Annotated in this window: 13 protein-coding genes and 1 tRNA gene; 11 read left to right on the plus strand and 3 right to left on the minus strand. The window is 37.0% G+C overall.

The window, feature by feature from the left end:
* The first annotated feature begins 3 nt into the window (after positions 1-3).
* Positions 4-417, plus strand: a complete 414-nt coding sequence (locus AB1279_RS06265) for a Fur family transcriptional regulator (RefSeq protein WP_098308046.1) — start codon at positions 4-6, stop codon at positions 415-417.
* A 53-nt stretch (positions 418-470) separates the two neighbouring features.
* Here AB1279_RS06265 and ispG read toward each other — a convergent pair whose 3' ends face one another.
* The 3 genes from ispG to AB1279_RS06280 all read right to left on the minus strand — a co-directional run bounded on the left by ispG (position 471) and on the right by AB1279_RS06280 (position 2892).
* Positions 471-1562: a flavodoxin-dependent (E)-4-hydroxy-3-methylbut-2-enyl-diphosphate synthase gene (gene ispG / locus AB1279_RS06270; RefSeq protein WP_413789174.1), complete on the minus strand. Its 1092-nt coding sequence runs from the start codon at positions 1560-1562 to the stop codon at positions 471-473.
* A gap of 155 nt (positions 1563-1717) precedes the next feature.
* Positions 1718-2059, minus strand: coding sequence for a hypothetical protein (locus tag AB1279_RS06275; RefSeq protein ID WP_429758185.1), 342 nt, complete (start codon positions 2057-2059; stop codon positions 1718-1720).
* A 65-nt stretch (positions 2060-2124) separates the two neighbouring features.
* Complete coding sequence (locus AB1279_RS06280; RefSeq protein ID WP_429758186.1) at positions 2125-2892, minus strand: DUF1189 domain-containing protein; 768 nt, start codon at positions 2890-2892, stop codon at positions 2125-2127.
* A gap of 225 nt (positions 2893-3117) precedes the next feature.
* Between AB1279_RS06280 and AB1279_RS06285 the strand changes: the two genes are divergently transcribed.
* The 10 genes from AB1279_RS06285 (at position 3118) to AB1279_RS06330 (ending at position 14215) form a co-directional block, all read left to right on the plus strand.
* Positions 3118-3191 (plus strand) — tRNA-Ile (locus tag AB1279_RS06285).
* Positions 3192-3415: 224 nt separating this feature from the next.
* Positions 3416-4027, plus strand: coding sequence for a superoxide dismutase (sodA, locus tag AB1279_RS06290; protein WP_230574888.1), 612 nt, complete (start codon positions 3416-3418; stop codon positions 4025-4027).
* Between the two features lie 188 nt (positions 4028-4215).
* Positions 4216-5493, plus strand: coding sequence for an MFS transporter (locus tag AB1279_RS06295; RefSeq protein WP_429753854.1), 1278 nt, complete (start codon positions 4216-4218; stop codon positions 5491-5493).
* Between the two features lie 108 nt (positions 5494-5601).
* The gene (locus AB1279_RS06300; protein WP_429758187.1) at positions 5602-7734 is read left to right on the plus strand and encodes a peptidoglycan D,D-transpeptidase FtsI family protein; all 2133 of its coding nucleotides are present in this window, start codon (positions 5602-5604) and stop codon (positions 7732-7734) included.
* Positions 7735-8119: 385 nt separating this feature from the next.
* Entirely contained in the window at positions 8120-9034 is a 915-nt protein-coding gene (locus AB1279_RS06305) for a PstS family phosphate ABC transporter substrate-binding protein (protein ID WP_429758188.1), read from the plus strand.
* Positions 9035-9061: 27 nt separating this feature from the next.
* Positions 9062-10012 carry a phosphate ABC transporter permease subunit PstC gene (pstC, locus tag AB1279_RS06310; RefSeq protein ID WP_429753856.1) on the plus strand — a complete coding sequence of 317 codons (951 nt, stop codon included), beginning with the start codon at positions 9062-9064 and terminating at the stop codon, positions 10010-10012.
* Position 10013: 1 nt separating this feature from the next.
* Complete coding sequence (pstA, locus tag AB1279_RS06315; protein WP_429758189.1) at positions 10014-10880, plus strand: phosphate ABC transporter permease PstA; 867 nt, start codon at positions 10014-10016, stop codon at positions 10878-10880.
* A 30-nt stretch (positions 10881-10910) separates the two neighbouring features.
* Positions 10911-11726 carry a phosphate ABC transporter ATP-binding protein gene (gene pstB, locus AB1279_RS06320; protein WP_429758190.1) on the plus strand — a complete coding sequence of 272 codons (816 nt, stop codon included), beginning with the start codon at positions 10911-10913 and terminating at the stop codon, positions 11724-11726.
* Positions 11727-11830: 104 nt separating this feature from the next.
* Entirely contained in the window at positions 11831-12487 is a 657-nt protein-coding gene (gene phoU / locus AB1279_RS06325) for a phosphate signaling complex protein PhoU (protein WP_429758191.1), read from the plus strand.
* Between the two features lie 537 nt (positions 12488-13024).
* On the plus strand, positions 13025-14215 hold the full coding sequence (locus AB1279_RS06330) for a glycosyltransferase family 4 protein (RefSeq protein WP_429758192.1): 1191 nt from the start codon (positions 13025-13027) through the stop codon (positions 14213-14215).
* The last annotated feature ends 1 nt before the right edge of the window (position 14216 follow it).

Below are 14216 nucleotides of genomic sequence, written 5' to 3' on the forward strand. Positions count from 1 at the left end.
ATTATGAATCTTACAGAAGCTTTACACCTTATGAAGGAGAAAGGCTATAAACATACCGGTAAAAGAGAAGAGATGCTTCGCCTATTTGCAGCTCACAATAAATATTTAACAGCAAGAGATGTTTTAGCTAATATGAAAGATGATTATCCGGGATTAAGCTTTGATACCATTTATCGCAATTTAACTGTATTTGTAGAAATTGGTATTTTGGAACAGACTGAATTAAATGGTGAAAAGCATTTTCGCTTCAAATGTTCTACTACAGAACACCATCATCATTTCATTTGTTTAGATTGCGGAGGAACGAAGGAAATTACTTCGTGTCCAATGGAACTAATGAATAAAGATTTTAAAGGATTTGAAGTAACTGGGCATAAGTTTGAAATATATGGACGCTGCCCAAAGTGTGCACAATAAAAAGCTTGTCAGTTTTGAAACTGACAAGCTTTTTTTATTAGAACTTTTTCACTTTATTTTTCTTGTTTTGCCGCATATTCTGCTGCAATTTTATCAATTTCTTTTTTTAATTCTTCTACCATTGTTTCTTCTGGTACTTTACGCACAATTTCGCCTTTACGGAAAAGTAAACCTTCTCCGCGTGCTCCAGCAATCCCGATATCAGCTTCACGTGCTTCACCAGGACCATTTACTGCGCAACCAAGTACCGCAACCTTAATCGGTGCTTTAATTTTTGAAATATACTCCTCTACTTCATTTGCGATGCTAATTAAGTCAATTTCAATACGTCCGCATGTTGGACAAGAGATTAATGTAGCAGCGTTAGAAGCAAGACCAAATGATTTTAATAGTTCACGTGCTACTTTTACTTCTTCAACTGGGTCTGCACTTAACGAAATACGTAGTGTGTTACCGATGCCTTTGCTTAAGATAGCTCCAAGACCAGCTGCACTTTTTACAGTTCCAGCAAATAACGTTCCAGATTCCGTGATTCCAAGGTGTAATGGATAATCGAAAGCACGTGATGCTTTTTCGTATGCTTCAATTGCTAAGTTCACATCGGACGCTTTCATCGATACGATGATATCGTGAAAATCTAAGTCCTCTAAAATTTTAATGTGATGCAATGCGCTTTCTACCATGCCATCTGCTGTTGGGTATCCATATTTTTCTAAAATATGACGTTCTAATGAACCTGCATTTACACCGATGCGAATTGGAATGCCACGTTCTTTTGCAGCATTTACAACTGCTTCAACTTTATGGCGGCGACCGATGTTGCCTGGATTGATACGAACTTTGTCAATACCGCCTTCAATTGCTTTTAATGCTAGGCGATAGTCAAAGTGAATATCAGCAACAAGAGGGATATTAATTTGTTTTTTAATATCAGCAATTGCATTTGCAGCGCGCTCATCTGGAACGGCTACACGAACAATTTGACAACCTGCTTCTTCTAAACGTTTAATTTCAGCAACTGTTGCTTCCACATCATGCGTTTTTGTTGTTGTCATACTTTGTATAATTAATTCATTATTACCGCCAATTGTTAAATTTCCAACTTTAACAGGACGTGTTTTTGTACGATGAGTTATTTCATTCACGAATAGATCGCTCTCCTTATAAAAGAAGTTTCTTATTTTATAGACAAATACATTTATATTATATACAGTATTTATCTAGTGAAGCCAAATGTCTAGTTTCACTTTTTCTATTGTATCAGCGCTTTGCTGCAGTTGACAAGAATTATGTAATGCTATTATGGGTAAAGAGGGAATTTGTATTTTTTTCCGATTTGTATTTTTGCAGGAGATTCATTTTGGTTTAATCCTTTAAAATCTGTCACAACCTTTTCAATAGAAGGAATTTTTTTTTTGTTAATTTCTTCTGTAATGGATAGAACGGTATCACCTGTTTTTACCTCAATGATTTTATATTTTGCTGATAATATTTTTTCTTTTTGGTCGTTCTTTGAAGCTTTAGCTGAAGTTTCTTTTGTTTTGGGATATGTATGAAGTAACGGCAAAGTGCCGATTGTAATATCGTAGTACAGAATGTAACCGAGGACAAGCAACAATAAAACACCGCCAAGTCTTTTCATATTTCTCCACTCCTTTGTAGAGAAATATATGCTTGTCCAAAAAAAAAATGCCTTGAAGGCATTTTTTATAGTGAATTTTTTTCTTTTGGTTTTGGTACTTCTTTTATTGTTAAGTAAAGAACAATGAGGACAACAGCAATAAATAGAAGTAACGGGCTTGGGACATTAATTTTTAACAAGTCCATGATCATAAAGAATATTGTTGGGATTGTATAACTGTAAGCAGTTAATGTCCAAACTTGTTTGTAAGATAGCTTGCGCTGTCCGCTCATTGCAGAGCCGATAAATGCTAATAGCGTAACACCAAGGAATGTAATGAAGAGTTGGAATAAGTAAATAAATATCCCGATAACGAACATAGCAATTGGATATATGCTATCGATAAATGTAACCAATTCTTGAATATCTTTCTTTTCAAAAGTTGTATTTCCAAAGTCACTATATGGAAATGATTGTGGTTTTTGCTCTGATATTGAAATCACTTTATCTTTTAAGATGAACACACCATCTCGGTTTGGATATGCACTTGTATCTGTTGCGTTTGGATCAAATACAAAAATAGAATTTGTGTCATCTTTTACAATGGGCTTGTTGATGTCTGCGTGAAGTTCGCCATTTTCAATTTTAAAATCAGGCACATCTTTTTCGATAGAACGATCAATCAGACTGATACCATCTTGAATGAAATTTCCAAATAGAATTGTTTTTGGAACGGTAGCCAATAAACATAACAACATTATGTAAAGAATCGTTTTTCCGATTTTTTGAAAACGAAAGAGCGCCATTTCTTTTGGTACATATAAGCTTTTGAATAGTTGTGTAAATACGGACATGAATTCACTTCCTTCTTTTAAATATACTGATTTATCACCTCATTGTAACGTACGTTTCTAAAGAATCACAAGATATATCATGCGTGATATGGAAAATACAATTGACACATTTCTTTTCAATATGGTAAATTTATCTTACATTTTTATGTGTAATCATACATTCCGTAGTAGTTTAACTGACTAGAGCACATAAGATACCTTGGCAGTTATTCATATATATATTGTGGACCCTTAGCTCAGCTGGTTAGAGCAGACGGCTCATAACCGTCCGGTCGTAGGTTCGAGTCCTACAGGGTCCATACCCATTTCACATATTCATACATAGCACATATGCTTCCTTATAGAAGGAAGCTTTTTTTACGAAATACATGAGCATTTCGTTTGAAAAGAAATGGGAAATTTGCTACTTTAATGTTAGCGAGGCAATACGTTAAATTTGTTTTCACCCCCTATATAATTAGGGTAAAATAAATTTGTATGCCAAGTCATTATCGGCAATACATACAATGGGAGGAATATAACAATGGCAAAACATGAATTACCAAATTTACCTTATGCGTATGATGCATTAGAACCTCATTTTGACAAAGAAACAATGAACATCCATCATACAAAACATCACAACACATACGTAACAAACTTAAATGCTGCATTAGAAGGGCATGCGGAATTAGCAGAAAAAAGCATTGAAGAGCTAGTTGCAAACTTAAACGAAGTGCCAGAAGCAATTCGCACAGCAGTACGCAATAACGGTGGTGGACATGCAAACCACTCTTTATTCTGGACAATCCTTTCTCCAAATGGCGGCGGACAGCCAGTAGGTGAACTTGCAGGCGCAATTGAAGCAAAATTCGGCAGCTTTGATGCATTTAAAGAAGAGTTTGCAAAAGCAGGCGCAACTCGCTTCGGTTCTGGCTGGGCATGGCTTGTTGTAAACAATGGTGAGTTAGAAGTAACAAGCACACCAAACCAAGATACTCCATTAATGGAAGGTAAAACTCCAATTTTAGGATTAGACGTTTGGGAGCATGCATACTACTTACATTACCAAAACCGCCGTCCTGACTACATCGGTGCATTCTGGAACGTTGTAGATTGGAACGCAGTTGAAAAACGTTACCAAGACGCAAAATAATTATAATTGTAAAAGCTAGGAGATGTTTCTCCTAGCTTTTTTTGTTTCTCACATCGGCTTGATGGGTTCAACTAACCGCCAATGGAGAAAAACATTCCATTGACGGAAGTTTCACTTTATCCCTTCTTCTTTACATAATTGTGGTCTTCTTTGGAAGACTAGAACATGTGAAGTAAAGGAGAGTTCATATGAAATGGAAACATTTAATTGGCGATGTTGAGGTGAATCGTGACTTAGTATTATTACTGACAATTGGCGGGTTATATGCGTTGGCTATTTCGTTGTCGAATACGTTTGTTAATATTTATTTATGGAAACAAACAAAGGATTTTGTGAATATTGGTCTCTATAATTTAGCAAGCGTTGTTTTACAACCGCTGACATTTCTTGTTGCTGGAAAATTAGCGAAACGAGTGGATCGTACGATTTTGCTCCGAATTGGTGTGACAACATTAGCTATTTTTTTTATTGTTGTATTACTAACAGGAACAAATGCTTCGCAGTATATTTTACTTATCGGTAGTTTGCTTGGAATGGGATATGGGTTTTATTGGCTCTCATTTAATTTATTAACATTTGAAATTACAGAGCCGGAGACACGGGATTTTTTTAACGGATTTCTCGGATTGCTTAGCTCATTTTCGGGCATGATTGGTCCGATTGCATCCGGATTTATCATTTCGCGTATGGAAAAGTGGAGTGGTTATACATTCGTTTTTTTTCTGTCTTTAACCTTATTTACTATTGCAGTTGTGGTCAGTTTTTTTCTCACAAAGCGTGAATGTGAAGGACGTTATGAACTGGTTGAAGTAATGAAAGAGAGAAAGAATAATAAAAACTGGGGAAGAATTACACTTGCTCATTTCTTTCAAGGTCTACGGGAAGGTACATTTATATTTGTTATTTCTGTATATGTGTATTTAGCTTCTGGAAGTGAATTAGCGCTGGGGAAATATGGACTTGTAAATTCTGCTGTTTCATTCATTTGTTACTATTTAGTAGCACGTGTAATGAAAAAGGAATGGAGAAAAAAAGCCATTTTAATTGGTGGAATTATTTTATATGCCGTTGTATTTTTAGTTGTCTTTCATGTTACGTATACGAAATTGCTCATTTATGCAGCTTGTATTGCTGTGGCGTATCCAATTCTTCTTGTTCCATACGGTTCGATGACATATGATATAATTGGCAGAGCCAAACAAGCAAAAGAGCGGCGAGTAGAATATATTGTTGTTCGTGAACTATGGTTAAACGGAGGAAGAATCTGTTCCGTTTTAAGTTTCCTACTAGCGGTTTCATTATTTCCGGCAGAAAAAAGCTTGCCTGTTTTATTATTAATATTGGGTGCTGGACATTTACTCATCTATTTTGCAATTCGAAATGTCAAATACGATGATGAAAAAGCGCATTCTACAGGGCTAGAAGTTGTACAAACGACTCAAAATACAACTGAAGGAGAAGGTTAACTTCTGCCCTATTTTATGTTAGAATAGTAAAACGTATATGACAGTAGCGAGGACACCTGAAGAAGGTGTCCCTTTCCGCTTGCATAGCTGTTGGCAGAGGGGGTTCGTATGAGCAAGAACAAGAAAGAGAAAAAGAAGAAAGCCAAGATTCCATTTCGGTTAAATGTGTTGTTTTTTTGTGTGTTTTTACTGTTTTCGACAGTTATTGTCCGCTTAGGAATGGTACAGATTGTACATGGTGAAGATTATAAAAATGAAGTAGATAAAAAGGAAAACTTAACGGTAAGTACTCCTGTTCCACGCGGAAAGATTTTTGACAGATACGGTCGTGCAGTTGTAGATAATACACCACTTCGAACGATTACGTATACAAAAGTGAAGGGGTCAAAACCTGAAGAACGTTTAGAAACCGCAAAACAACTTGCGAAACTAATCGATGTACCGACTGATAAGTTAACAGAACGAGATAAAAAAGATTTTTGGATTCTGTTAAATCCAGAGCGGGCAAAAGAAAAAATTACCAAAAAAGACAAAGAGGATCTCAAAGCGCAAAAGATTGACGATAAGCAACTGGCACAGCGTCAACTTGACCGTATTACAGAAGCAGAATTAAATGAATTAACTGCTCAGGATTTAAAGGTGTTAGCAATTAAGAGTAAAATGGACAGCGGTTATGCAATGACGCCGCAAATTATAAAAAAAGATGTTACACCTGAAGAATATGCTGTAATTAGTGAGAACTTAGACAAGTTGCCTGGAGTAGACACGACGGTTGATTGGGATCGTCACTATGCTTATGATGATATGTTCCGCACTGTACTTGGCGGTGTAACGAGCTCTGATGAGGGATTACCGCGAGAGAATCTAGATTACTACTTAGTTCGTGATTACGATCGTAATGATCGCGTCGGAAAAAGTTATATTGAACAGCAATACGAAGACGCATTGCATGGTACAAAAGCAGAAGTGAAAAATATTACAGATTCAAAAGGTAATATTATTGAAACAGATTACGTATCTAAAGGAGAAAGCGGAAAGAATTTAACGCTGACTATTGATATGGAGCTGCAAAAGCAGGTTGAGCAAATTATCGCAGACGAAATGCAAAAAGCGAAAGCTTCAGGTTCAGCCGGTTATATGGACCGTGCGTTCGTTGTTATGATGAATCCGAAAAACGGCGAAATTTTATCGATGGCTGGTAAACAATTTGTGAATGAAGATGGACAGCCTAAGATAAAAGATTATGCACTTGGTACGATGACGAGTTCATATGAAATGGGTTCAACTGTAAAAGGAGCAACTCTTTTGACAGGATATCAAACAGGAGCAATTACGCCAGGAGAAGTACAAGTCGATGAACCACTGAAATTTAAGGGTACGAATGTGAAAAAATCATGGACAGACTCAGGAATGGGACCGATTGATGACTTAACTGCTTTGCAACGATCTTCAAACGTATATATGTTTAAAACGGCGATGAAAATTGCAGGTGTAGATTATGTGCCGAATGGTACATTAAACATTAAACAATCGGCTTTTGATACAATGCGTAAAAACTTTGGTGAATTTGGTCTTGGAGTACCGACTGGAATAGATTTACCGAATGAAGTGTATGGAGTAAGAGGACAAGCAGCGGAACCTGGTAAACTACTTGATTTAGCGATTGGACAGTTTGACACTTATACACCTCTGCAATTGGCACAATATGTATCAACGATTGCGAATGGTGGTTATCGCATGAAGCCGCAAATTGTAAAAGAAATTCGCAGGCCGACTTCAAAACCAGAAGATGTAGGACAAGTTGTGCAGTCGATGGAACCAGTTGTCTTAAATCGAGTGGATATGAAAGATTCTTATATTAAACACGTCCAAGATGGTTTTAAAATGGTAATGCAAACACAAAACGGAACAGGTCATACTGCTTTTGGTACTGCCACATATGATCCGGCAGGAAAAACAGGAACAGCACAGGCAGCTTATGCAGGTCCTGACCAAAAAGAAGTAAGAGCAAGGTTAGGTGGTCAATTACCAACTACGTATAATTTAACGATGATCGGATATGCGCCGGCATCTGATCCAGAAGTTGCATTTTCTGTTGTTGTTCCATGGCTGTCTGATGATCATAATCCAGTCAGCAGAAATATTGCACGCCGAGTTATGGACGCATACTTTGATTTGAAAAAGCAAGAAGCTAATGGAAACGCTGGAGCATTAGAAAATACTTCAAAAACAAATCAATAAGAATAAAAATATGCAAGGTTGGCACACTATCTGTGAAGATAGTGTGCTTTTTTTTATATGTGCCGCATATAGTGATGACAGAAGTGTACAAGCTTATGGAATATGGCTTGTGTTTTCGTAAAATTATAAATGAAATGGAATTCATCCTACTATTCACAGATAGTAAGATTCTTGCCTCAAGATTCAGAGGAAACAAAGAAGATAGGAGGGGGAGCATTCGCTAATGAAAGTTTCGTATACAGACGCATCACTGCTTGTTCATTAGCGCATAGAAAATGTGGATATTTACAAAACTTTTACAAACTATTAAAACCGAGTTAATAGTTCGGCATTATTCTTATATGTGTACTTCTGTTATCAGAAGGCTCCTAGGAGGAAATATTACGTGAAACGTAATAGAACATACACCATGGTTATATTATCGATATTTTTTTTATCTGCTCATACGTTACCTATTTCTGCTGCGAATATTGTAGGGAAGGTACAAATTGATGGATCTTCTACAATTTTTCCGATTATGGAAGCAGTAGCAGAAGAGTATACGAAAAGAGAACCCTCTGTAAAAATTTCCATTGGTATATCTGGAACAGGGGGAGGGTTTCATCGTTTTGGAAAAGGCGAAGTGGATATGACGAATGCTTCTAGGCCAATGAAAAGAGAAGAAGAGCAACTTGCTAAGAAGCATCATATCACGTATACACCACTTCAAATTGCTTATGATGGTCTTACACTTATTGTGAATCGTGAAAATACGTGGGCAGATAATTTTACAATAGAAGAATTACAAACAATATGGAGTGAAAGTGGAACAACGAAAAAATGGTCACAAATTCATCCGAAATGGCCGCAGGAAACGATACAATTTTACGCACCAGGGGTAGATTCTGGTACGTACGATTATTTTCAAAATGTAGTGTTACAAAAAAAACTCATAACAAAAACAGTCACGTTATCTGAAGATGACAATGTTCTAATAAGAGGTGTTATGAGTAATAAACACGCAATTGCATTTGTTGGATATGCATACTATGCCGCGAATCGTGATAAAGTAAAGGCTGTAAAAATTAACGGTATTGCCCCAGCGAAAGAAACAATTCAATCCGGGGCATATAAGCCGTTGTCTAGGCCGCTCTATGTATATATAAACAATTCTTCTATTCGAGCTAAAACAAGCGTTGCGAATTATGTATCTTTTATGATGGAGCACGCAGGGGAGCTTGTAGAGGAGATTGGATATGTGAAGCTACCGCAATATAAATATAATAAACAGCTACAAATGTTAACAGAAATACAAAAATAATGTCAGGATGGAGAGGGGTTTTCATCTTTGGCTCGTAATGATAAGAGTCGCGTTACGGTTTCTGTTCAACATTTGATTGAAAGAAATATAGGCAAGCGAAAGAAAGCACAGCGAATCAATCAAATGGTTCCTTTCGTACTACGAATAATCGCCAGTATTTCTATTGTTACAACGATAGGAATTATTGTAACTTTAGCAAATGAAACATTTATGTTTTTTGAAAGAGTACCAATGGTTTCCTTTTTTACAGAAAAAGAATGGCTTCCTTTTTTTGAAAATCCTAAGTTTGGTATTTTACCGCTTATATATGGAACTGTGCTTGTTACTATCATTGCAATGGTTGTTGCGATTCCGATTGGATTAGGATGTGCGATATTTTTAAGTGAATACGCTTCTAATGCAGCAAGAAAGGTATTAAAACCGGTATTAGAACTGCTGGCGGGGATCCCGACAATTGTATACGGTTTTTTTGCTTTAACAGTTGTTACACCTATTTTGCAGCGCGTCGTTCCGGATTTACAGTTTTTTAACGCACTTAGTCCAGGGATTGTAATTGGTATCATGATGATTCCAACGATTGCATCTCTTAGTGAGGATGCGATGCGTGCTGTACCGAATCAGGTGCGAGAAGCTTCCTTTGCGATTGGGGCCACTCGTTTTGAAACGGCAAAGAACATTGTATTACCAGCAGCTTTTACAGGAGTTGTAGCAGCGATTGTGTTAGCCGCCTCAAGAGCAGTTGGAGAAACGATGATTGTTGTCATTGCGGGCGGTTCAACGCCAAGCTTATCATTAGATCCGACACAGTCTATTCAGACGCTAACGGCTTATATTGTGCAAGTTAGCTTAGGGGATGCTCCTTATGGTACGTTGACCTATTACAGTATGTATGCTGTCGGAGCAACGCTATTTATTTTTACATTGATCATGAATATGATTGCGCAGTATATTATGCGTCGCTTTAAGGAGGCGACATAATATGCGCATGTTAAATGAGCGAAATATACAAGAACATATGTCTTCTCGATTCCGGAAAGATCGTGTATGCAAGGTTGCATTTCGTATAACTATGCTATTTTCACTTTGTATATTAATTTTTTTGCTGTACCAAATTTTCCGACAAGGCATAACATATATCTCATTTGATTTTTTTACCAATTTTGCATCGCGAAATCCAGAGAAAGCTGGTATTGCAGCGGCTTTATCAGGAACGATTTTATTTATGAGTGTTGTTACCCCTACTTCTTTTTTATTAGGAGTGGGAACAGCTCTTTATTTAGAATACTATGCCAAGCAATCATTGTTTACACGAATGATAAAAATCAACATTCAAACATTGGCAGGAGTGCCGTCTGTTGTTTTTGGATTATTAGGATTAACAATGTTTGTATATGGGCTGCAGTTAGGTGAAAGCATATTAGCAGCAGCATTAACGATGAGTCTTCTCGTTTTGCCGACAGTTGTTGTAGCAGCGCAAGAGGCACTTCGATCTGTACCGAGATCTTTGTTAGAAGCTTCTTATGGAGTGGGGGCAACGAAGTGGCAAACGATGTCTCGTGTTGTTATTAAGGCAGCGATGCCAGGAATTTTAACAGGTTGTATTTTGGCATTATCACGAGCGATTGGAGAAGCAGCTCCATTACTTGTCATTGGGGCACTTGCTTTTGCAAACTATGTACCGCTGGATGTATTTGATAAATTTACAGTTTTACCAATTCAAATTTTTAATTGGATGAGCAGGCCGCAGGAGGAGTTTCAACATGTAGCAGCAGCTGGAATTATTGTGTTACTACTGTTGTTGGTTTTTATAAACACTTTTGCAATATGGCTACGAAATCGTAAGTAAGAAGTACATGGATGAAAGGGGAATTTCAAAATGGTATCTACAGTAGTAAATGTACAGGTGAAAAATGAAGAAAAGACTATCCCTCAGACAAAAAAAGTTGTATTTGATACGAAAAATTTAAACTTATGGTACGGAGAAGATCATGCGTTAAAGGATATTAATTTAAGTGTTTATGAGAATGAAGTGACAGCAATTATTGGGCCAAGTGGTTGCGGAAAATCTACGTATTTAAAAACATTAAATCGTATGGTTGAACTAGTACCAATCGTTAGGACAACAGGGGTGATTGAATATCGTGATCGTAACATTTTCGATAAATCTTATCCTGTTGAGGAACTACGTACACATGTTGGAATGGTATTTCAGAAGCCAAATCCATTTCCAAAATCAATCTACGAAAATGTTGTGTATGGCCCGAAAATTCATGGTATTCGCGATAAGAAAACGTTGGACGAAATTGTTGAGAAGAGTTTGCGCGGTGCGGCGATTTGGGATGAATTAAAAGATAGATTACATGATAATGCGTATGGGCTATCAGGTGGACAGCAGCAACGTTTATGTATTGCACGTTGCTTAGCGATTGAACCAGATGTTATTTTAATGGATGAACCAACATCAGCGTTAGATCCAATTTCTACATTAAAAGTAGAAGAGTTAATTCAAGAGTTAAAGAAAGATTTCAGTATCGTTATTGTTACACATAACATGCAACAAGCAGCACGTATTTCTGATAAAACTGCTTTCTTCTTAAGCGGAGAAGTAGTGGAATATACAGAAACGAATAAATTATTTACAACTCCAACAGACAAACGAACAGAAGATTATATTACAGGCCGATTCGGTTAATAGCGTCTGTTTGAGAGAGAAAGGTATGTTCTTATCAATTGGAATAATTCGGTGAGAGCTTCAACTTATATTGGAGCATGTGTAACGAATAAAGGGGGACCAACATGGTACGCGAACAATTTCAGTATGATTTGCAAGCATTACAGCAAAAAATTATTGAACTAGGTGAATTAGCAAAACAAGCTCTTGAAATTGCAATGGAAGGATTGCGTACAAGAGATGTAGAGAAGGCGCTTGAGGTAATCGATGGTGATTATCGTATGGATAATTTGGAAGAAGAAATTAATGATTTTGCATTAATGTTGATTACGAAACAACAACCTGTTGCTAGTGATTTACGAAGAATTTTTATTTCAATTAAAACCGCAACAGATTTAGAGCGTATTGCAGATCACGCAGTAAATATTGCTAAGTCGACAATCCGTCTTGGTGAAAAAGAAGTATCTGTATCATTACAAAACCTTGAAGATATGTTCAAAATTGCAATAGATATGTTGCAAAATGTGATTCGATCTTATAGAGAAGAAAACTTAACATATGCGAAAAAGATTGCTGAGATGGATGATGCAGTCGATGAACTTTATGGGAAAGCAATTCGTGAGTTTATTTCTTCTATTCCAGATCAGCCAGAGACGATTGGACAAATCACACAGCTGTCGTTTATTGCACGTTATATTGAACGAGTGGCTGATCATAGTACAAACATTGCGGAAAATGTTTTTTATCTTGTAAAAGGAAAGCATTATTTATTAAATGAATAAGAATTATTAAGAGAGGAATGCAGAATGCTCCTCTCTTTTTTAGTCGAAATATGACAAAAAAGGATTATTGTTACTTCGTTATTGCGGTGGTAAGATGGAATATAATGCAACTTAAAGAAAACGCTTACTTTTTGTATGGAAGTTTCACTTTACCCCGCTCAAACGGTTGGTAAGAAGTATAGCAAGAAGAAATTCAAACCACCCGTAAGAGCCCGATTGGTTCAACTAACCCTTCATGAAAAAACGTTCATGAAAGGAAGTTTCACTTTACCCCGCTCAAACGGTTGGTAAGAAGTATAGCAAGAAGAAATTCAAACCACCCGTAAGAGCCCGATTGGTTCAACTAACCCTTCATGAAAAAACGTTCATGAAAGGAAGTTTCACTTTACCCCGCTCAAACGGTTGGTAAGAAGTATAGCAAGAAGAAATTCAAACCACCCGTAAGAGCCCGATTGGTTCAACTAACCTTTCATAAAAAAAGTGTTTATGAAAGGAAGTTTCACTTTATTCTTCTATGTGAAGAGAAAAGAGGGATGTATGGAGCCTTTGCATATTTTAATGTTGGCATGGGAATATCCCCCGATGATGGTAGGTGGCCTTGGAAGGCATGTATATGAATTATCCCGGGCTCTTGCACATAATGGACATTACGTGCATGTAGTAACGGTACACGAAGAGCGTTGCACGACATATGAAAAGATACAAGATGTACATGTGCATCGTGTTTCAGTTGATGATCGTGAAAAGTATCATTTTTATGAATGGATTGCTCAGTTAAACAAGTCTATGTTTGCTTATACACAAGAATTGTGTAAATGTTATACGTTTGATGTGATTCATGCTCATGATTGGCTTGTTGCTATTTGTGCAATGGAACTGCAAAAACAGCAACGTTTGTCACTCGTTACAACAATTCATGCAACGGAACATGGACGCAATGGTGGGATTTATACATCACTGCAATGGAAAATACATATGCATGAAAAGGAGCTAGTAAAAGAATCTAACATTGTGATTGTTTGCAGTCAGTTTATGAAAAATGAGGTTGCGCGGGATTTGGAAATAAATGGTGAATGTGTTGTTGTACATCCAAATGGGATTGACCGCCATTTCTTTCATGCTGTTACGCCTTCATTAGAAATTACACAGCGTTATAATTTAGCAGAACGATTGGTTGTATTTTCAATTGGCCGTATTGTCAATGAGAAGGGTTTTTATACGATTATTGAAGCTGCGCCGCAGATTATTAAGCTATACCCACAGGTTATATTTATTATTGCAGGTCAAGGGCCCATGTTAGAGCAGTACCGTGCAGTTGTTCAAGGAAGAGGACTGCAACACTCTATCTTTTTTCTCGGTCATATTACAGAAGAAGAACAACGAGCTTTTCTCCAAAGGTGTGATGTATTATTAATTCCAAGTTTGTATGAACCTTTTGGGATTGTTGCATTAGAGGGGATGCTTGCAAAGAGACCAGTTTTGGTTTCGCGTGTGGGTGGTCTGCAAGAGATCATTATAGATGGTGTGAATGGGTTTCAAATGAAATCAGGCTGCTCGCAAAATTTGAGTGAGAAATTAATATTTATTATAGAACAACAAGAAGTTGCTCAGTGCGTGGCAAACAAAGGATATGAAGATGTTCTTGTTCACTATAATTGGGGTGAAATTGCAAGAGCAACCGCACACACGTATGAAAAAGCAGTTCAACATCATAAATGTGGAGGTTGAA

The sequence above is a fragment of the Bacillus sp. S14(2024) genome, assembly GCF_050473785.1.
GTDB lineage: Bacteria > Bacillota > Bacilli > Bacillales > Bacillaceae_G > Bacillus_A > Bacillus_A yunxiaonensis.

Bases quoted from the DNA above. Each gene is read 5' to 3' on its own strand.
- AB1279_RS06280 (WP_429758186.1), bottom strand. From the start codon at position 2,892: ATGTCCGTATTTACACAACTATTCAAAAGCTTATATGTACCAAAAGAA.
- sodA (WP_230574888.1), top strand. From the start codon at position 3,416: ATGGCAAAACATGAATTACCAAATTTACCTTATGCGTATGATGCATTA.
- AB1279_RS06295 (WP_429753854.1), top strand. From the start codon at position 4,216: ATGAAATGGAAACATTTAATTGGCGATGTTGAGGTGAATCGTGACTTA.
- pstB (WP_429758190.1), top strand. From the start codon at position 10,911: ATGGTATCTACAGTAGTAAATGTACAGGTGAAAAATGAAGAAAAGACT.
- AB1279_RS06275 (WP_429758185.1), bottom strand. From the start codon at position 2,059: ATGAAAAGACTTGGCGGTGTTTTATTGTTGCTTGTCCTCGGTTACATT.
- AB1279_RS06265 (WP_098308046.1), top strand. From the start codon at position 4: ATGAATCTTACAGAAGCTTTACACCTTATGAAGGAGAAAGGCTATAAA.
- AB1279_RS06330 (WP_429758192.1), top strand. From the start codon at position 13,025: ATGGAGCCTTTGCATATTTTAATGTTGGCATGGGAATATCCCCCGATG.
- AB1279_RS06300 (WP_429758187.1), top strand. From the start codon at position 5,602: ATGAGCAAGAACAAGAAAGAGAAAAAGAAGAAAGCCAAGATTCCATTT.
- phoU (WP_429758191.1), top strand. From the start codon at position 11,831: ATGGTACGCGAACAATTTCAGTATGATTTGCAAGCATTACAGCAAAAA.
- pstA (WP_429758189.1), top strand. From the start codon at position 10,014: ATGCGCATGTTAAATGAGCGAAATATACAAGAACATATGTCTTCTCGA.